Raw genomic sequence first — 18,046 nt, 5'->3', positions numbered from 1 at the left:
CCCCGGAGAGGCCGCGGCTTACCGGCGGGCGGCCAGGGCCGCCCCGAGCGCCTCGTAGTCCGGCCGCCGGCCGACCAGCGGCCCGTCCTCCAGGATGGGAAAGTGCGCCTCGAAGGTGGGCCGGTCGTTGCGGTAGAGGACACCGAGGGGGATCCGGTCGCCCCACTGCCGGGCCAGGCGCATGGCCGCCTCGGCGTCCGCCGGGTCGTGATCGTCCGGAACGGGGTAGACCCGCTCCCGGTACCACTCGTAGGTGTTGACGGGGTTGAACGAGACGCAGGGCTGGAGGATGTCCACCAGGGCGAAGCCGGGATGGGAGACGGCCGCCTGGATGAGCCCGGCCAGGTGGTCCACGTCCCCCGCGTAGCCCCGGGCCACGAAGCCCGCCCCCAGGGCCACCGCCACGGCCAGCGGGTTGAACGGCGCCGAGGCGGTCCCGAAGGGCTGCGCCTTGGTGACCACGCCCTCGTCGGTGGTGGGGCTGGCCTGCCCCTTGGTGAGCCCGTAGACCCGGTTGTCGTGCACCAGGAGGGTGATGTCCACGTTCCGGCGGACGGCCGCGAGAAAGTGGTTCCCCCCCTCGCCGTAGGTGCAGCCGTCACCGCTCTCGGCGATGACCACGAGATCCCGGTTGGCGAGCTTGGCCCCGGTGGCCACGGGGAGGTGCCGCCCGTGGAGGCCGTTGAAGACGTTGGCGTTCAGGTAGTGCGGGGTCTTGGCGGCCTGCCCGATCCCCGAGACGAAAAGCACCTGGTGGGGGGCGATCCCCGCCCCGGCGAGCGCCGCCTTCACCGCGTTGAGGATCCCGAAGTTGCCGCAGCCGGGGCACCAGGCCGTCTCGTATTTCCCGTAGTCCTCGACGCTTACCATGCCGCTCCCCCCTCAGGCCCCCAGGGCCCGCAGGATGTAGCCGGGCGTCACGGGCCGCCCGTCGTAACGCCGGACGCTCCGGGACACCCGGACCCCCGCCTCGCACCGGAGCAGGCGCTCGAACTGGCCGGTGGCGTTGCCTTCCACGCAGATAACCTCCCGCGCCCGGCGGCACCGGTCCGAGAACTGTTCCGGGACCAGGGGCCACACCTGGCGAAACCGCAGCACCGCGGCGGGCCGCCCCCCGGCGGTGAGGGCCTCGGCCGCCTCCACCGCGGCGCCCCCGGTGGAACCCCAGGCCACCAGCAGGAGATCCGGATCCTCCGGCCCCTGGTACTCGGGGGGCACCGTCTCGGCCCGAAGGAGCCCGGCCTTCCGGAGCCGCTTGTCCACCATCCGCACCCGGACGCCGAGATCCTCGGTGATGTGACCGTCCGGGGTGTGCTCGTCGCTGTCCGCCACCACGAGGGCCGGCGTGAGCCCGGGCAGCAGCCGGGGCGAGACCCCGTTCTCGGTCACCTCGTACCGCCGGTACGACCCGCCGGGCGGCATGACCCCGGCCCCCGGCTCCACCGGCCGGAGGGCGGCGAGGTCGAAGGGCGCCACCGCCCGGTCGGAGTCGGCCAGGAACTGGTCGGTGAGGACGAAGACCGGCCCCTGGGCCAGTTCCGCCAGGTGGAAGGCCTTGTGGGTGAGCTCGAAACACTCCTCCACCGTCCCGGGGGCGAGGATCGCCCTCGGGAACTCCCCGTGCCCGGCGTGCAGCACCAGGTCCAGGTCGCCCTGCTCCGTGCGGGTCGGAAGGCCCGTGGCCGGTCCCGGCCGCTGGGCCACCACCACCACGAGGGGCGTCTCGGTCATGGCGGCGAGGCTGACCCCTTCCTCCATGAGGGCGAAGCCGCCACCGGACGTGGTCACCATGGCCGGTGCACCGGCGAAGGAGGCGCCGATGGCCATGTTGACCGCGGCGATCTCGTCCTCGGCCTGTTCCACCATCACCCCGAGGTCCCGGGCATGGGCGGCCACCGTGAGCGCCACCGAGGTGGAGGGGGTCATGGGGTAGAAGGCGAGGAACCGGAGGCCGGCGGAGAGGGCCCCGTAGGCGATGGCCTCGTTGCCGTTCAGCATGAGGCGATCCGGGGCGGGCTCGGGCGGAGCGAGCCGGACGGCCCCCGCCGCCCCCCGCTCCACCGCCCAGGCGTGGGCGGCGGCCAGGGCCCGCCGGTTGGCCTCCGCGGCCTCCGGGTGTTTCGCGCCGAAGAGATCCGAGACCGCCCCCGCCACCACCTCGAGATCGAGCCCGAGCACCGCCGCGGCCACCCCGAGGGCCGCCACGTTGGCGGCCTGGGCCGGGGCGAGCTCCGCGAAAGGCACCTCGAGCCCCGGCTCCACCTGCACCCCGGCGGCGGCATCCGCCACCACCAGGCCGCCGGGCCGGAGTTCCGGCCGGTGCAGGGCCACGGTGGCCCCGTCCAGGGCGACCAGAAGGTCCACGCCCTCCGCGGGCGCCCGGACCGGCGCCACCCCCGCCCGGACCCCGAAGGTGTTGTGCCCGCCCCGGATCCGGGACTGGTAGTCCTGCGTGACCAGGATGTGGTAGCCGGAGCGGACCAGGGACTTGGCGAGCAGCCGCCCCACGGTGACGAGGCCCTGGCCCGCCTCTCCGCCGACGAGGACGTTCACCTCGGGGCGTTCGGCCCCGCCAGCGGTTTCAGGCGCCATCGAGCCCCCTGTGCTCCTTCTCCATGAAGTAGCCCTCCGGGTCCTCGTAGTAGTACTGGAGGTCGGTGAGGATCAGGTGGTGGCGGCGCTCCGCCCGGGCCATCTCCTCGAGGAACCGCCGCTCGAAGGGATCCTTGGCCTTCTCGAGGAGCCCTTCGTAGAAGGCCGCACTGGCCGCCTCCATCTCGATGCCCACCCCCAGGGCCGCCACCTTGTCCATGCCGCGCCTGAGGGCCTCGGCATGCCGCTCGGCCACATGCCGGACGGCCGCGGCGGCATCCGCGGACGGGCCCTCGAGGAGGCAGGCCTCGCTCCAGCCCTCCCCGGTCTCGAACCGGCGGCGCAGGGCCTCGACATGGGCGGCATGGTCCTCCTCCTCCGCGAGCAGCATCCGGAAGACCTCCTTCCCCACGGGATCTGGGCAGGCGGCCTCGGCCTCCTCGTAGAACCGCCGCTCCCTCTTTTCCAGCTCCAGCACGGCGCACAACATGTCGATGGCGTCTCTGGCCATGGTGAACCCCCTTTCGTTCTGACCTCGCGGGCTACAGCAGGGCCCGGGCCGCCGCGAGCACGGCCTCGTAGTCCGGTTCCTCCCCCACCTCCTCCACCAACTGGACGTGGCGGATCGTGCCCCCGGCATCCACCACGAAGACGGCCCGGGCGAGCAGGCGGACCTCCTTGATGAGGACCCCGTAGGCCAGCCCGAAGGCGGCCTCCCGGTGATCCGAGAGGGTGACGACACGGTCCACCCCGGCGGCCCCGCACCATCGCTTCTGGGCGAAGGGGAGGTCCATGCTCACCGTGAGGACCACCACGCCTTCGCCCAGCCCCCCGGCCTCGGCGTTGAACCGCCGGGTCTCCATGGCGCAGACCGGGGTGTCGAGGGAGGGCACGGAGGCCAAGACGCGCACCCGGCCCGCGAATTTGGACAGGCGCACCTCTTTGAGGTCGTTGTCCACCAGGACGGCGTCCGGGGCGGTGTCCCCCGGCCGCAGCTCCGGCCCCAGCAGGGTGACGGGATTCCCCAAGAGGGTGACGAGACCGGTCCGTTCTTCCATGGGCGTTCTCCTTCGTCGTCGGCCGGCGCCGGGCCGGCCGCGTTCAGTAGGCCACGTAGACGTCGGCCTGCGCGAAGAGGGCGGCCATCTCCGAAAGGCTCACGGGTTTCACCCCCGGGTCGATCTCGTCCTCGCCGATCTTGTAGAGGAGCATCATGGTCCGGTTGGCCACGAGCCGGACCCCCCGGCGGGCGAGCTCGTGGAAGTAGGCCCCGTAGTCCCGGGGCACGTCCCCGGGGGCGAGGCCGAACTGGGCGGCCAGGGTGCGCCGCTCCCGCTCCGGGAGCCGCGCCTTGTCGAGGGGTGTCCGGTCGCCGCCGAAGAGGCCGCCCCGGCGGACGAGGGTCACCCCGCTCGCGTCGAAGAGCACGACCACCCGGTATCCCTTGGCCAGCGCCGCCATGACCACGTTGGGGACGGCGCAGACCTGGGCGTCGTCGAGCTTCATGGCGGTCTTGGCATGGACCAGGAAGAGCCGTTCCCCGGCCCGGGCCCGGGGAGACGGAAGAAAGAGGACCGAGACGAGGAAGAGCACCAACAGGGCGGGGCGGACGTGCTTCACGGCGGGCACCTCTCTCCGGGGCGGGAACGAGCCCGCCCGGCGCCTCCCCCACGGCGACCGGGCGGCGCCGGCTTCGGCGACGACCTGTCTTCTTTGTAGGCATTCCAAGGACCGGCGTCAACCGGAGGCCTCCGAGCGGGCTCCCCGCGGGCCGCCTAGGCGCCTCCCGGTTCCAGGGCGGCGGCGAGCGCGTCGAAGTCCAGCTCGCCGGCGAGGAGTTCCTCCATCCGCTGGACCTTCTCCGCCTGGTGCCAGCGGCCCTTGCCGAAGAAGGACTCGATGATCTCCACGGCGGTGAGGGTGTCGTGCGGGGTGAGGAGGATGGGAATGCCCGCCTGCTCGGCCTTGCCGAGGATGGGAGCCGGGGGGTGGAGGTTCCCGGTGAGCACCAGGCACCGGGTGGAGGTCTCGATGGCGGCGAGCTGGATGTCGGGCCGGTCGCCCCCGGTGATGACCGCCTTGTTCGGCCGGCGGCGGAAGTAGGCCAGGGCGCTCTCCGCGCTCATGGCCCCCACCATGAGGTGCTCCACCAGGGCGTCCATGTGGTCCCGGGCGCAGAGGACCCGCCCGCCGAGCCCCTCGAGGATCTCGCCCACGCTCACCGCCTGGAGCAGGCGGTCCCGGGGCAGGACGGCGAAGAGCCGGATGCCCCGCTCCGCGAGGAAGGGCCGCATCCGCTCCGCCACCAGGGGCCGCCGGTGGCCGGGCACCCGGTTCACCACGGCCCCGGCCAGGGACGGGCCGAACCGGACCCGGGCGGTCACGAGGTCGTCCACCACCTGGAGCTCCGAGAGGTAGGGCACCACGGCGAGCACCCGGGCCTCGAGGAGCTCGGCCACCTGGACCGGGGAGAGATCCGCCACCCACCCCTCCCGGAGGCTGCCGCCCCCTTCCGCCACCACCAGGTCCCGTCCCCGGGCCACCCGTTCGCCGGCGGCCCGGACCCGGCCCGCCCCGTCCAGGACCTCGCCGGCCAGGATCCGCTCCACGCGGCGGCCGTCGAGCAGCACCGGGGAAAGGTCCTCCAGGGCGTCGGGGAGGTCGAAGAGACCGCGGAAGAACACCGCGTCCTCGTCCACGTCCACGGGGCCGGCCGGGGCCGCCTCCGTCCCCACGGGCTTGAAGTACCCCACGGCGCGGCCGTCGACCCGGAACCGGCGGATCAGCCCGGCGCAGAGGAGGCTCTTCCCGGCGTCGTTCTGGGTGGACACCACGTACAGCTTCCGGCTCATCGATTCCTCCCTTTCTCGCCCGAGATCACGAGGCGCATGTCGATCCCCGCCACCCCGCGGCCCTCCTCGAACACCACCAGGGGGTTGATGTCCATCTCCACGATCTCCTCGAAGTCGGTCACCAGCTGGGAGACCCGGAGCAGGGCCTCCACCAAGGCCCCCATGTCCCTCGGGGGCTCGCCCCGCACCCCGTGGAGCAGGGCCGCCGACCGGATCTCGCCCACCATGGCCTCGGCCTCCTCCCGGGAGAACGGGGCGAGGCGGAAGACCACGTCCCGGAGGACCTCCACGTAGATCCCCCCGAGGCCGAACATGACCAGGGGGCCGAACTGCGGGTCGCGGTTCATGCCCACGATCACCTCGCGCCCGCCGCGGACCTCCTTCTGGACGAGGCAGCCCCAGATCTCCGCCCGGGGGAAACGACGCATGGTGCGAAGGGTGAGGAGGTCGAAGGTGTCGCGCACGTCGCCGGCGTCGGCCACTCCGAGCCGCACCCCGCCCACGTCGCTCTTGTGGAGGATGTCCGGGGAGGCGATCTTCATCACCACCGGGTAGCCGACCGACTCGGCGAAGGCCACGGCCTCGTCGGCCGTGGCACACAGCCGCGAGGGCGGCACCGGGATCCCGCAGGCCTCCATCACCGCCCGGGCCTCGGCCTCCCCTATCTCGAGCCGGCCCGCCGCCCGGGCCCGGTCCAGCACGGCGGCCACCGCCGCCGGGTCGATGTCGAAGCGCTGGATCCGCGGCTCCGGCGCCGCCCGCCGACGGGCCTGGTCCGCCATGGCCCGGAGGACCCGCACCGCCCGCTCGGGCACCGGGTAGTTCGGGACCCCGCGCCGGGCGAGCAGTTCCACCCCCTCCCGCACGTGGGCCTCCCCCATGAAGCAGGCGAGGACGGTCTTCCCGGACCGCTCGGCGACGTCCGCCACCGCCTCGGCCGTCTCCGCGGCCCGGGTCATCACCTGGGGAGAGAGGATCACCAGGAGGGCCCCCACCCCGGGATCGGCGGCCACGATCTCGAGGGCCCGCCGGTAGCGTTCCGCCGTGGCGTCGCCGAGGACGTCCACGGGGTTCAGGACGCTGGCGGCGGGGGGCAGCGCCGCCGAAAGCGCCTCCATGGTGGCGGGCGCGAGGGCCGCCAGGGCGAGCCCCGCCCGCTCGGCGGCGTCCGTGGCCATGATCCCCGGCCCGCCGGCGTTGGTCACCACCGCCACGCCCCCGGTCCCGGGGAGCGGCTGCCGGGAAAAGGCCACGGCCACGTCGAAGAGATCCTCCACCGAGGCGGCGCGCACGATCCCCGCCTGCCGGAAGGCCGCCTCGTAGGCCCGCTCGCTGCCGGCCAGGGTCCCGGTGTGGGAGCTGACGGCCCGGGAGCCGGCGGCGGTGGTCCCGGACTTCACCGCGACGAAGGGCTTTTCCCGGGTGAGCCGACGCGCCGCCTCCACGAAGCGGCGCCCGTCGCCGATCCCCTCCAGATAGGCCATGACCACCCGGGTGGCCCCGTCCCGCGCCCAGGCCTCGATGAAGTCCACCTCGTCGAGATCCGCCTTGTTCCCCAGGCTCACGAAGCGCGAAAAGCCCACCCCGCGCCCCAGGGACATGTCGAGCACCGCGGTGCAGAGGGCCCCGGACTGGGACATGAAGGCGATGTGCCCCTTCCGCGGCATCCCCGCGGCGAAGGAGGCGTTGTACGGGGCGAGGGTATCGATGACCCCGAGGCAGTTCGGCCCCACCACCACCATGCCGTAGGCCCGGGCGATCTCCCGCATCCGGTGCTCGGCCTCGAGCCCCTCGTGGCCCGTCTCCCGGAAACCGGCCGAGATCACCACCGCCGCCCCCACGCCCTTCTTCCCGCAGGCCTCCAGGATCCCGAGCACCGTGACCGCCGGGGTGGTGACCACGGCGAGGTCCACCGGGCCGGGGACCGACCCGATGTCGGCGAAGACCCGGCGGCCGAGGATCTCCCCCGCCTTGGGGTTGACCGGATAGACCTCGCCCGGGAACCCGCTCTCCAGGATGTTCCGGACGACGGCGTGGCCCAGCTTGGCCGGGTCCCGCGAGGCCCCGATCACCGCGATGGCCCGAGGCGCCATGAGGGGTTCGAGATTCCGCCGCGCCTCAGGGGACATCCGGCCGCCCCTCCGTCACCACCTCGAGCCCGGCGGCGGCCAGGGCCGCGTGGACGGCCCTGAGGTTCAAGGTGCGGACCCGGACGTAGACGCGCCCCCGCCCGGCCTCCGGCCCCGGGCGGACGAGCCGCGTGAAGGAGACCCCTTCCCGCTCGAGGACGTGCACGATGCGGGTGAGGAGGTCCGCCTCCCCCGTGTCGCGGACGGCCACCAGGGCCCCGCCCTTCTCGCCCAGGCCGAAGAGCCGCCCGTAGGCCCGGATGAGGTCCCGGATGGAGAGGATCCCCACCAGCCGCCCCCCGATCTCCACCACCGGGAGGGCACCCACGCGGAGCCGGTCGAGCAGGACCAGGGCGTCGTCCAGGGTGGAGAGGGGGGAAAGAACGGCGGGATCGGGGCTCATGACCCGCCGGACCGGGGTGCGTTCCACCTCGGCCAGGGCCGCCCGCCGCCGGTCTTCGGGAAGCACCGTGGAGGGATAGGCCGAGCGCAGGTCCCGGTCGGTGACCACGCCCACCAGCCGCCCCCCGGCCTCCACCACCGGGAGGTGGCGGAAGTCCCGGGAGGCGAGGATGGACCTGGCCTCGGCGATGGAGAGATCGGGCCCCACCGCCACGGGGTCACGGGTCATGTGGTCCGCCACGTACATGGACATCCGCCACCTCCTCCGCCCGGGCCTCAGCCGGCCTCCAGAGCCAGTCCCGCCAGAAACGCCTCCGCCCCGGCGGCGAGGGCCTCGAGGTGATAGCCTCCCTCGAGGAGGCACAGGACCCGGCCGCCGGCCCACCGCGCCGCCCAGGCCGCCACGTGGAGCCCCAGGGTTCCGAAGAGGCCGGTGTCGTAGGCGAGCCCCGACATGTCGTCCGCCGCGTGGCCGTCGAAACCCGCCGCCACCAGGAAGGCGTCGGGGCGGAAGGCCGCCACCGCCGGCCCCACCTGCGACTCGAGGGCCCGGGCCACATCGGCCGCCCCGGCCCCGGGGGGGAGCGGTACGTTCAGGGTGGCCCCCCGGCCCGGCCCGGTGCCCCGGTCCTCCGCGTAGCCCGTCCCGGGGAAGCTGTAGGTGGGATGCTCGTGGATGCTGGAGTAGAACACGTCCGGCTCCTCGTCGAAGGCCTCCTGGATGCCGTTTCCGTGGTGGGCGTCGAAGTCGAAGATAAAGATCCGGCGCCCGTGGTGCCGCCGCCAGTAGGCCGCAGCCACCGCCGCGTTGTTCAGGAAGCAGAAGCCGAGGGGCATGGCCCGTTCCGCATGGTGTCCGGGGGGGCGGACCGCGCAGAAGACCAGGGGAGAGACGTTCCCCTCGATGAGGTCCACCCCGGTGAGACCCGCTCCGGCCGCCACCAGAGCCGCCTCGTAGGAATCATAGCACAACCGGTTGTCCGTGTGGTCGAGGTACGAGGCCCCGGACAGACACGCCTCCTCGAACCGGAGGAGGTATCCCTCGTCGTGGACGGCCAGGAGGTCCTCCACCCCGGCGCGCCGCGGTCGCACCCGGCGCAGGACGCCGGAGAGCGGCCCCGCCGCCAGGCGGTCGAGGATCGCCGCGACCCGGGCCGGGGCCTCCGGGTGGTCCGGCCCGGTGTCGTGGGCGAGGCACCGGGCATCGTTCACCACGGCGAGGGGCCGGAAACGGGGCGGGCCTCCGGTCACGCCTCCGCCTCCCCGCGGAGGTCGAGTTCCAGGCGGACGAGGTCCGGGTCGCCCGTGGGGACGCGCCGGAAACCGAACCCCGAAGCCAGTGAGATCATGGCGCGGTTTCCGGGGAGCACCTCCACCCGGACCCGGGCCAGGCCCTGGTCCCGGGCGATGTCGAGACACCTGGCGGTGAGGTGCCGGCCGACCCCCTGCCGCTGCCACGGGTCCCCCACCACCACGGCATACTCCGCGGTCTCCCCGTCGGGGAGCACCACGAGGCGGCCCACGCCGATGAGCCGCTCCCGCCCCCCGTCCCGCACGGCGGCCACCAGGGCGATCTCGCGGTCGTAGTCCACGTGGCAGTAGCGGATCATCTCCTCGTGGGTGATCTCGGCCAGCGGCTGGAAGAACCGCATGAGCACGGTCCTCGGGGAGAAGGTCTGGAAGAGTTCCTGCATCAGGGGCTCGTCCTCGGGCCGAATGGGCCGCACGGTATAGGGCCGCCCGCCCGCGAGGCGTCCCGTTCCGGTGAGGTGGCAGGGATAGGGGCAGACCGAAAGGTGCGGCGGGCAGCCCCCGGGCCGGCCCCGTGGAGGGGACTCGGCCTCCAGCACCATCCGGACGTCCAGGCAGACCCCCTCCCGCTCCCGGAGGTAGAAGGGGTTCACCTCCACCTCGCGGATGCAGGCAAAGTCCGTCACGAGATGCGAAAACCGCAGGAGCACCACCTCGAGGAAGGCGAGGTCCAGGGCCGGGTGGCGGCATCCCTCCAGGAAGCGCCAGGTCCGCGTCTGCTCGAGGAGGCGCCGGGCCAGGGTCTGGTTGAGGGGCGGCAGCCCCACGGCGCAGTCGCGGACCGCGGGCAGCGCGTCGGCCCCGGCGCCGAAGACGATGACGGTCCCGAAGGTGGGATCCTTCCGGGCCCCGAAGGCCAGGGCCTGCCCCGGCGGGCGGGTCATGGACTGGACGGCCACCCCCAGGAAGGGCGCCCCGGGGGCCGCCTGGGCCAGCGCCCCGCGGATCTCCTCGAAGACCCGTTCCACCTCCCCTTCCCGGACGTGGAGCCGCCGCCCTCCCACCTCCACCTTCCGGACCACCTCGGGCGAGATCACCTTCATGGCCACGGGGAAGCCGAGCCGCCGGGCCGCGGCCAGGGCCTCGTCCGGGGTGCGGGCGAGGAGGGTCCGGCGGCAGGGGATCCCGTAGGCCGAAAGGACCCGCTTGCCCTCGATCTCGGTGAGCACCGTCCGCCCCTCTCTCCGGGCCGCCTCGAAGACGGCGGCGGCGGCCTCCTGGTCCGGCCGGAAGTCCTCGAGGAGGTTCGCCGGGGTCTCGTAGAGGAGCCGGATGTTCTCCCGGTACCGGACCAGGTACCGGAAGGTCCGGACCGCCGGCTCCGGTGCCTCGAAGGCGGGGACCCCGGCCCGGGCCAGCACGCGGCGCCCCTCGGCCGCCGCCTCGCCGCCCATCCAGCACGCGAGCAGGACCTTTCGCCCGCGCCGGCCGACCACCTCGGCCACGGCCCCGGCCGCGGCCACGGGGTCGGCCGCGGGATGGGGGGCCAGGACCACCAGCACCCCGTCGCAGCCGGGGTCGGCGAGACAGGCCGCCACCGCCGCCGCGTACCGCTCCGCCGGGGCGTCGGAGAGGAGGTCCACCGGGTTCCCGGCCCGCCAGTGGAGGGGCATCACCCGGCGGATCCCGTCCAGGGTCTCCGGCGCCAGCTCCGCCAGCGTCCCGTCGCCGGGGGCCAGGGCGTCGGTGGCGAGCACCGCGCCGCCGCCGCCGTTGGTCACGATGGCGAGCCGCCCGCCCGGGGGCGGGGCCTGCTTGGCCAGGGCCTCGGCGACGTGGAAGAGGTCCAGGACCTCGTCCACCCGGATCATGCCGCACCGGCGGAAGACGGCGTCGTAGACCCGATCCTCCCCGGCCAGGGTGCCGGCGTGGGTGAAGGCCATCCGGGCGGCGGCCTCCGTCCGCCCGCCCTTGACCACGATGAGGGGCTTCGTCCGGGCGAAGGAGCGGGCGGCCCGGATGAACCGGCGGCCGTCGGTGACGGACTCGAGGTAGAGGGCGATGCAGCGGGTCTCGGCGTCCACCCCGAGAAAGTCCACGAGGTCCGCGAAGTCCACGTCCATCTGGGCACCGAGGCTCACGAAGGTGCTGAAGCCCACGTGGCGGGCGGCGGCGTGGTCGAGGAGGGCGGCGGCCAGGGTGCTGCTCTGGGAGATGACGGCGAGGTGACCGGGGACGGCCCGGGGCGCGGCCGGGCTCACGTGGAGCCCCAGGCGCGGGCGGATGAACCCCAGGGAGTTGGGCCCCATGCACCGCATGCCGTGCCGGGCGCACCGCCGGCGGATATCGGCGCAGAGGGCCTCCGGGTCCGGGACCCGGTCCCGGACGTCCGGGGCGAGGACCAGGACGCCCCCCACCCCGGCGGCCCCGCAGGCCTCGATGTCCCCCGAAAGCGACGGAGGCGGCCCGGCGAGCACGGCAAGGTCCACGGGCCCCGGGATCTCGCGGAGATCCGCGGCCGCCGGGACCCCCCCCACCTCGCCCCCGCCCGGCCGCACGGGATAGACGGCCCCCTTGAACCCGGAGGCCGCGAGATTCTCCACCACGCGCCGGCCCGGGTCGGCCGCACCCTCCCCGATGCCGAGGACCGCCACGGCCGAGGGCTCGAAGAGGGATCTCATGGCGCGAAGGCCCATGGCACCGCTCCCGTCCGGGCGGCCCGGCACGGGCCGCCCTGTCGATTATGCGCGCCGGCCGGGCGCCCCGCAAGGGCGGAGGGCCGGCGGGCCGCCCGGGCCCCGCAGGAGGGCGGCCCGGCGCCGATCCGGGTAAGATGTCTCGGCCAGCCGGCGCGGCGCCATCGCCCGCCCGGCCAAGGAACGCCCCGACCATGTGCGCCCGCTTCACCCTCACCACGCCCCCGCCCCTCCTGGCCCGCCATTTCGGGCTCCGGGAGACGCCGGAGCTCTCGCCGCGCTACAACGTCGCGCCGTCTCAGCCGGTCCCGGTGGTGTGCCCGGGGCCGCGCCTGGTGACCCTCGGGTGGGGCCTCCGGCCGGCATGGGCCCGCGGCGGCCGGCGCCTCATCAACGCCCGGGCCGAAGGCCTGGACCGGCGGCCGGCCTTCCGGGCGGCCTTCCGGCACCGGCGGTGCCTCGTGCCCGCCGACGGCTTCTTCGAGTGGTCGGGCGAGGGGGCGCAGCGGCGGCCCTTCCTCGCCCGGCGCCCGGACGGCGGCCCCTTCGCCGTGGCCGGGCTCTGGGAGCCCGGGAAGGCGGGGGAGGGCCCGGCCTGCGTCCTGGTGACCACCGCCGCCCGGGGCGTCCTGGCCGGCATCCATCACCGCATGCCGGTGGTGATCCGCCCGGAGGACTACGCCGCCTGGCTCGACCCCGCCGCGCCGCCGGAACGGCTCTCGACCCTCCTGGCCTCTCCCCTGGATACGGGCTGGGAGATCCGGCCCGCCCCGCGCCTCGTCAACGACCCCTCCAACGACGTCCCGGCCTGCATCGAGCCGGCGGACCCGGCATGAACCCGCGCGGCCCTAGGTGGCCCGCCGCTCCCGGTCCACGGCCTCGAGCAGCGCCCGGACGCCGGGATCGTCCCGGAGCGCCTCGAGGTCCACGGGGAGCTTGCGCCGCCAGTTGGGTGCCCGGTCGGGGGTGCCGGGCAGGTTCGCCTGGTCCTCCTGGCCCGCCAGGTCTTCCAACTGCACCATGAAGACCCGGGCCGCGGACCGGGCGAGGTACCGGTGAACGGCCACGGCCAGCCAGGGAGGGACCTCCTCCGTCGCCGCGGCGCCATCCGGGGCCAGGCCCTCCCGCCGCAAGGCCTCCAGCAGCCGGTGCCGGTCCGCGGACCGGGCCGCGGCCTGGGCGGCGTGCAGGCCCGGGTCCGGGAAGAGCCCGAGCCGCTCCCGGAGCGCGATGTCGCGGCCCGTCCACCAGCCCCGGAGGGTGGGGAGATCGTGGGTGGAGACCACGGCCAGGGCGCCGGCCGGGTAGGCCCCGGGGGCCTTGAAGGCGCCGTCCCCTTCACGTTCGAAATAGAGCACCCGGTAGGAGAGGACCCCGGCGGGTCCCAGCGCCGCCCGGACCTCGTCCGGGACGGTCCCGAGGTCTTCCCCCACCACCACGCAGCCGTGGCGGCGGCTCTCGAGGGCCAGGACCCCCAGCAGCTCGCGGAAGGGATAGCGGACGTAGGCCCCCTCGGCGGGGGCAAGCCCCTCCGGCACCCAGAAGAGGCGCATGAGCCCCATGACGTGGTCCACCCGGAGGACACCCCCCCGCCGGAGGTTCGCCCCGGTCACCCGGGCGAAGGGGCCGTGGCCGGCCTCCCGGAGGGCCGCCGGGTCGAAGGGGACCACCCCCCAGCCCTGTCCCCCGGGGTTGAAGTCGTCCGGCGGGGCGCCCACCCCCACCCCCGGGACGCAGCATGACCCGTCCCCCCAGGCCTCGGCCCCGCCGCCGTCCACGCCCACGGGGAGATCGAGGTAGAGGCCGAGCCGGAGGCCCGCCGCCCGGGCCCGGCGGCGCACGGCGGCAAGCTGCCGCTCCGCCAGCCACTGGAGGTAGAGGTGGAAGGCCACCCGGTCGGGGTGCCGCTCGAGGAACGCCTGCGCCCCCTCGGCATCCGGCGAACGGAAGCCCGGCGGCCAGGCCCGCCAGGAGGCGGCGGACAGATGGGCGGCCAGGGCCTCGAAGAGCCCGGCCTTGAGCAGTTCGTCGCCCCCGGCCGCGCAGAAGGCGAAGAACTCGCGGCCCCGGGCGCTCGGCGGATCGAGGTGCCGGCGGCGAAAGTGCGCCCACAGGCGTTCGAGCACCCGGAACTTCGCCCGGGCCACCCCGGCGTAGTCCACGAACTCGGCCCGGCGCAGGGCGTCGATCTCCCCCCGGAAGGCGGGGGAAGAGACCAGCCCGCGGGCCTCGGCGCACTCGGCGAGCTCCTCCACGGCCTCCACGTCGATGTAGAGCGGGTTCAGGAGCCCCCGGTGGGAGGGACTGTAGGGGCTGGCGCGCTCGGGTTCGGCCGGGAAGAGGAGCCCCAGGGGGTTGAGCCCCACGAGGTCGGCCCCGGCCCCGGCGGCCCACTCCACCACGGCGGCGAGGTCCGTGAAGTCGCCGATCCCCCAGTTCCGCCGGCTCCGGAGGCCGTAGAGCTGGACCGCGAGGCCCCAGACCCGGTCGCCGCCCACCACCGCTTCCGGCCCGAGGCAGGCCCCGGGGGTGACCACCAGGCAGAGCGGGGCCGGCCGCGGGGCCAGGGCCCCGAGCGGCCGGAGTTCCAGCCGGTGCCGGCCCGGCCCGGCCAGCGCGGGGAGCCGGAACCGGCACCGGGCCCAGGTCCGCCCGTCCGTCTCCACCCGCTCCACCACCTCCAGGTCCAGGGGGTGGATCCGGCCGCCGCGCACCCGGCCGCCCTCCTCGACGAGCACCCACTCGTAGGCGGTGCCGAGGGCCGACTCGGGGAGCCGGAGTTCCAGGCGGGGCCGCTCGCCCGCCCGGACCACGGCCACGGGGTCGAGGCCCCGGCGGAAGGGACGGGCGGCACGATCGGCGGCCGCCCGGCGCAGGGCGGCCTCGTCCGAGGTGTCGATCCCCATGGCGGCGAGGATCCCGAGCCGGGTCCGGTCCGGCGTCTCGTGCCACCGCCCCCAGATGTCGTGGTAGCCGGGCTCGATGCCGCAGAGGTCGGAGAGGTCCCGGAGGAGATTCGGATCCACGGCGGCCGTTACGCGCCCGGCCGGAAGAAGAGCGCACCGAGCGGCGGCAGCGTGAGGACCACGGACCAGGGATGGCCGTGGGAGGGGACGGGCTCGGCCTCGACGCCGCCCATGTTCCCCTGGCCGCTGCCCCCGTAGCACTCGGCGTCGCTGTTGAGGACCTCGCGCCAGGGGCCCGGCGCGGGGACCCCCAGCCGGTAGCCGTGCCGGGGGACCGGCGTGAAGTTGCAGACCGCCAGCACCACCTCCTCCGGCCGCCGGCCCCGCCGGAGGAAGGCCAAGACGCTCTGCTGGCTGTCGCTGCAGTCGATCCAGGAAAAGCCCGAGGGCTCGAAGTCCACCTCGTGGAGGGCGGGCACCCGGCGCAGCAGGTGGTTCAGGTCCCGGACCCAGCTCTGGAGCCCCTGGTGGAGGGGGTAGTCGAGGAGATGCCAGTCGAGGCTGGCATCGTGGTTCCACTCGTTCCACTGGCCGATCTCGCACCCCATGAAGAGGAGCTTCTTGCCGGGATGGGCGTACATGTAGCCGTAGAGGAGGCGGAGGTTGGCGAAGCGCTGCCAGAGGTCGCCCGGCATCTTCGCCAGCATGGCGCCCTTGCCGTGGACCACCTCGTCGTGGGAAAAGGGCAGGATGAAGTTCTCGTGGAAGGCGTAGAGGAGGCTGAAGGTCAGGTTGTTGTGGTGGTATTTGCGGTGCACCGGGTCCTTGGACATGTAGAGCAGGGTGTCGTGCATCCACCCCATGTTCCACTTGTAGCCGAAGCCGAGCCCCCCGAGGTAGGTGGGCCGCGAGACCATGGGCCAGGCGGTGGACTCCTCCGCCACGGTGAAGGCGCCGGGCTGCTCCCGGTAGACCATCTCGTTGAAGCGCCGGATGAAGGCCACCGCGTCGAGGTTCTCCCGCCCGCCGTAGGCGTTGGGGATCCACTCCCCCTCCTCCCGGGAGTAGTCCAGGTAGAGCATGGAGGCCACGGCGTCCACCCGGAGCCCGTCGACGTGGTAGACATCCAGCCAGAAGAGGGCGTTGGAGAGGAGGAAGCCCGCCACCTCGCGCCGCCCGTAGTTGAAGATGAAGGTCCCCCAGTCCTTGTGTTCCCGCTGGCGGGGGTCGGCGTGCTCGTAGAGGTGGGTGCCGTCGAAGAAGGCGAGGCCGTGGCCGTCGGTGGGGAAATGGGCCGGGACCCAGTCGAGGATGACGCCGATGCCCGCCCGGTGCAGGGTGTCCACGAGGAACATGAAGTCCTGCGGGGTGCCGAAGCGGCTGGTGGGGGCGAAGTAGCCCAGGACCTGGTAGCCCCACGAGGCGTCCAGGGGGTGCTCCATCACCGGGAGCAGCTCCACGTGGGTGAAGCCCATGTCGCGGGCGTAGGCCGCAAGGCGCGGGGCGAGCTCTCGGTAGGTGAGCCAGCGCCCCCCTTCCTCCGGCGCCCGCATCCAGGAGCCGAGGTGGACCTCGTAGATGGAGATGGGGGCGTCGAGGGCGTTTCTCTCCCGGCGGGCCGCCATCCATTCCCCGTCGCCCCACTCGTGGCCGCCGAGGTCCCAGACGATGGAGGCCGACCGGGGCCGGAGCTCGAAGAAGAAGCCGTAGGGGTCCGCCTTCTCGGCCCGGTAACCGTTGTAGCGGGAGCGGATGACGAACTTGTAGAGGGCGCCCTTCTCGACCCCGGGGACGAAGGCCTCCCACACGCCGGAGCCGCCCCGGCAGCGGAGCTCGTGGGCCCCCTCCCGCCAGCCGTTGAAGTCGCCCACCACGAAGACCCGCTCGGCGTTGGGGGCCCAGACGGCGAACCACGTGCCCCGGGTGCCGTCCACCTCCCCGGGATGGGCGCCCAGCTTCTCCCAGGCCCGGAGGAAGGTCCCCTCCATGTGGAGGTAAAGGTCGTAATCGGTGAGCAGGAAGGGGGTGGGCGCCGGGCCCCGCCCCCGTTTCTCTCTCTTCTTCATCTCCGCGGCCCCGCCTCCGGTCCCGGGTTCAGCCCGCCCCGACGCCCGGCCGGACGCGGCCGCCGGGCGGCGAGCTGCTCCCGGGAAACGATGTTCGCCGTCCCGGTGGCCTCGTCGAAGACCACCACCGCGGCCCCTTCCTCGAGGCGGCGGCGAAGGGCCGCCACCTTCTCCCCGAGGGTCACCTCCCTGGCGCCGTAGTCGGTGCCGTCCCGGGTGGCGACCTCCTCCAGGAGCCCATTGAGGGCCTCGGGGCTCAGCCGCTGCCAGGGAACCTCGACCACCACGGCGCGGAACCCTCCCCCCGGCGTCCCGCTACAGGAGAGCGGCCCGCCGGCCGACAAGGAAAGAGAGATCACCGAACGGAAAGGGTCCAAAATGGCAGAGACAATCTACGACCTCCGGGACCAGCTCGTCAACGAAAACGAGGAGAAGGTCATGGAACTCGTCACCCGCCTCCAGGGCGAGGGGCGCCTTCCCTGCGCCTGCCGGGACTGCCTCCTGGACGTCACGGCCCTCGCCCTCAACCACCTGAAGCCCCGCTACGCCGCCTCCATGGCCACGGACCTCTTCCGCACCGACGAGGAGGTCCAGCGGTGGGAGAAGGCCGTCCGGGAGGCGGTGGACCTCGCCATCACCAAGGTGCGGGCGCGGCCCCATCACGGCTGAGGCGGCACCCGCCCGGCCCGGGCCCGGGGAGCGGCCGTCAATCCTCGTCCACCAGGTAGGGCCCGAGCTTCTCCATCAGGCTCTCGGGGAGGGGTTCCCCGTAGAGGAAGGCCTGGGCCTCCTCGCCGGTGATCTGCTGCTTGATCTCCAGGGGGAGCGACCGCAGGACCGCCATGCGGGCCGGATCGGGCTTCTCCTTCCGGGGCGGCGCCTTTCCCTCGACCATGTGCGGCTCCTTTCCGGTTCCCCGGCATGCCGCGCGCGGCCCCGGGACCCCGTTGCCCCGCCTCCCCCGGAACGGGGGGGAGGCGAGGCAATGAAAGATTGTGGTTCAAGGATAGGACGGATCGGCCCCCACCGCCACCTGCACGGCGCAAGGACCCCCGGGAGCCGGGGCATACCGAAGGCACCGCCGCGGCCGGGAATCCTGGCAAGAGACCGCGACAGCGGGGGATCGCTTGGCCGGCGGCGCAAGGAAGCGGC

16 protein-coding genes are annotated in these 18,046 nt (G+C 74.0%); 2 read left to right on the top strand and 14 right to left on the bottom strand.

Features of this window, described 5'->3' with window-relative positions; all coding sequences use genetic code 11:
- Window positions 1–18: 18 nt before the first annotated feature.
- From HCU62_RS09470 to HCU62_RS09425, 10 genes are all read right to left on the bottom strand, one after another.
- A complete protein-coding gene (locus HCU62_RS09470; RefSeq protein ID WP_163298442.1) occupies window positions 19–870 on the bottom strand; it encodes a 2-oxoacid:ferredoxin oxidoreductase subunit beta in 852 nt (283 codons plus the stop codon).
- A gap of 12 nt (window positions 871–882) precedes the next feature.
- Complete coding sequence (locus tag HCU62_RS09465) at window positions 883–2,592, bottom strand: 2-oxoacid:acceptor oxidoreductase subunit alpha (RefSeq protein ID WP_163298441.1); 1,710 nt, start codon at window positions 2,590–2,592, stop codon at window positions 883–885.
- Window positions 2,582–3,103, bottom strand: a complete 522-nt coding sequence (locus tag HCU62_RS09460) for a ferritin-like domain-containing protein (protein WP_163298440.1) — start codon at window positions 3,101–3,103, stop codon at window positions 2,582–2,584. Before HCU62_RS09460 ends, HCU62_RS09465 begins: the two co-directional genes overlap by 11 nt.
- 31 nt (window positions 3,104–3,134) lie before the next feature.
- Entirely contained in the window at window positions 3,135–3,650 is a 516-nt protein-coding gene (tpx, locus tag HCU62_RS09455; protein ID WP_163298439.1) for a thiol peroxidase, read from the bottom strand.
- A gap of 43 nt (window positions 3,651–3,693) precedes the next feature.
- Window positions 3,694–4,212 (bottom strand): DsrE family protein, encoded by a 519-nt coding sequence (locus HCU62_RS09450; protein WP_163298438.1) that lies wholly within the window; start codon window positions 4,210–4,212, stop codon window positions 3,694–3,696.
- A 155-nt stretch (window positions 4,213–4,367) separates the two neighbouring features.
- On the bottom strand, window positions 4,368–5,444 hold the full coding sequence (locus HCU62_RS09445) for a phosphotransacetylase family protein (protein WP_169755590.1): 1,077 nt from the start codon (window positions 5,442–5,444) through the stop codon (window positions 4,368–4,370).
- On the bottom strand, window positions 5,441–7,573 hold the full coding sequence (locus tag HCU62_RS09440; protein WP_163299385.1) for an acetate--CoA ligase family protein: 2,133 nt from the start codon (window positions 7,571–7,573) through the stop codon (window positions 5,441–5,443). The genes HCU62_RS09445 and HCU62_RS09440 overlap by 4 nt, the downstream gene beginning before the upstream one ends.
- On the bottom strand, window positions 7,563–8,228 hold the full coding sequence (locus HCU62_RS09435; RefSeq protein WP_246325422.1) for a CBS domain-containing protein: 666 nt from the start codon (window positions 8,226–8,228) through the stop codon (window positions 7,563–7,565). Before HCU62_RS09435 ends, HCU62_RS09440 begins: the two co-directional genes overlap by 11 nt.
- A gap of 23 nt (window positions 8,229–8,251) precedes the next feature.
- Complete coding sequence (locus HCU62_RS09430; RefSeq protein ID WP_169755589.1) at window positions 8,252–9,226, bottom strand: arginase family protein; 975 nt, start codon at window positions 9,224–9,226, stop codon at window positions 8,252–8,254.
- Window positions 9,223–11,907, bottom strand: a complete 2,685-nt coding sequence (locus HCU62_RS09425; RefSeq protein ID WP_169755588.1) for a bifunctional acetate--CoA ligase family protein/GNAT family N-acetyltransferase — start codon at window positions 11,905–11,907, stop codon at window positions 9,223–9,225. Before HCU62_RS09425 ends, HCU62_RS09430 begins: the two co-directional genes overlap by 4 nt.
- 209 nt (window positions 11,908–12,116) lie before the next feature.
- On the opposite strand from HCU62_RS09425, the gene HCU62_RS09420 reads away from it, so the two are divergent.
- Window positions 12,117–12,758 carry an SOS response-associated peptidase gene (locus HCU62_RS09420; RefSeq protein ID WP_163299932.1) on the top strand — a complete coding sequence of 214 codons (642 nt, stop codon included), beginning with the start codon at window positions 12,117–12,119 and terminating at the stop codon, window positions 12,756–12,758.
- A 12-nt stretch (window positions 12,759–12,770) separates the two neighbouring features.
- Here HCU62_RS09420 and malQ read toward each other — a convergent pair whose 3' ends face one another.
- The 3 genes from malQ to HCU62_RS09405 are packed head-to-tail and all read right to left on the bottom strand — an operon-like array spanning window position 12,771 to window position 17,181.
- Window positions 12,771–14,948, bottom strand: coding sequence for a 4-alpha-glucanotransferase (gene malQ / locus HCU62_RS09415; RefSeq protein WP_169755587.1), 2,178 nt, complete (start codon window positions 14,946–14,948; stop codon window positions 12,771–12,773).
- A gap of 8 nt (window positions 14,949–14,956) precedes the next feature.
- Window positions 14,957–16,894: a 1,4-alpha-glucan branching protein GlgB gene (glgB, locus tag HCU62_RS09410; protein WP_163299486.1), complete on the bottom strand. Its 1,938-nt coding sequence runs from the start codon at window positions 16,892–16,894 to the stop codon at window positions 14,957–14,959.
- The gene (locus HCU62_RS09405) at window positions 16,891–17,181 is read right to left on the bottom strand and encodes a YheU family protein (protein ID WP_163299484.1); all 291 of its coding nucleotides are present in this window, start codon (window positions 17,179–17,181) and stop codon (window positions 16,891–16,893) included. Before HCU62_RS09405 ends, glgB begins: the two co-directional genes overlap by 4 nt.
- 91 nt (window positions 17,182–17,272) lie before the next feature.
- On the opposite strand from HCU62_RS09405, the gene HCU62_RS09400 reads away from it, so the two are divergent.
- Window positions 17,273–17,563: a late competence development ComFB family protein gene (locus tag HCU62_RS09400; protein WP_163299482.1), complete on the top strand. Its 291-nt coding sequence runs from the start codon at window positions 17,273–17,275 to the stop codon at window positions 17,561–17,563.
- A gap of 37 nt (window positions 17,564–17,600) precedes the next feature.
- On the opposite strand, the gene HCU62_RS09395 is transcribed toward HCU62_RS09400, so the two are convergent.
- A complete protein-coding gene (locus HCU62_RS09395; protein WP_163299480.1) occupies window positions 17,601–17,789 on the bottom strand; it encodes a hypothetical protein in 189 nt (62 codons plus the stop codon).
- Window positions 17,790–18,046: the final 257 nt, after the last annotated feature.

Source organism: Dissulfurirhabdus thermomarina (genome assembly GCF_012979235.1).
GTDB lineage: Bacteria > Desulfobacterota > Dissulfuribacteria > Dissulfuribacterales > Dissulfurirhabdaceae > Dissulfurirhabdus > Dissulfurirhabdus thermomarina.
This window is presented reverse-complemented; position numbering and strand designations above follow the sequence as displayed.

What these genes read in the sequence shown, in the direction of transcription:
- HCU62_RS09470 (WP_163298442.1), bottom strand. Translation starts at nt 870, where the DNA reads ATGGTAAGCGTCGAGGACTACGGGAAATACGAGACGGCCTGGTGCCCC.
- HCU62_RS09465 (WP_163298441.1), bottom strand. Translation starts at nt 2,592, where the DNA reads ATGGCGCCTGAAACCGCTGGCGGGGCCGAACGCCCCGAGGTGAACGTC.
- HCU62_RS09460 (WP_163298440.1), bottom strand. Translation starts at nt 3,103, where the DNA reads ATGGCCAGAGACGCCATCGACATGTTGTGCGCCGTGCTGGAGCTGGAA.
- tpx (WP_163298439.1), bottom strand. Translation starts at nt 3,650, where the DNA reads ATGGAAGAACGGACCGGTCTCGTCACCCTCTTGGGGAATCCCGTCACC.
- HCU62_RS09445 (WP_169755590.1), bottom strand. Translation starts at nt 5,444, where the DNA reads ATGAGCCGGAAGCTGTACGTGGTGTCCACCCAGAACGACGCCGGGAAG.
- HCU62_RS09440 (WP_163299385.1), bottom strand. Translation starts at nt 7,573, where the DNA reads ATGTCCCCTGAGGCGCGGCGGAATCTCGAACCCCTCATGGCGCCTCGG.
- HCU62_RS09435 (WP_246325422.1), bottom strand. Translation starts at nt 8,228, where the DNA reads ATGTCCATGTACGTGGCGGACCACATGACCCGTGACCCCGTGGCGGTG.
- HCU62_RS09425 (WP_169755588.1), bottom strand. Translation starts at nt 11,907, where the DNA reads ATGAGATCCCTCTTCGAGCCCTCGGCCGTGGCGGTCCTCGGCATCGGG.
- HCU62_RS09420 (WP_163299932.1), top strand. Translation starts at nt 12,117, where the DNA reads ATGTGCGCCCGCTTCACCCTCACCACGCCCCCGCCCCTCCTGGCCCGC.
- glgB (WP_163299486.1), bottom strand. Translation starts at nt 16,894, where the DNA reads ATGAAGAAGAGAGAGAAACGGGGGCGGGGCCCGGCGCCCACCCCCTTC.
- HCU62_RS09400 (WP_163299482.1), top strand. Translation starts at nt 17,273, where the DNA reads ATGGCAGAGACAATCTACGACCTCCGGGACCAGCTCGTCAACGAAAAC.
- HCU62_RS09395 (WP_163299480.1), bottom strand. Translation starts at nt 17,789, where the DNA reads ATGGTCGAGGGAAAGGCGCCGCCCCGGAAGGAGAAGCCCGATCCGGCC.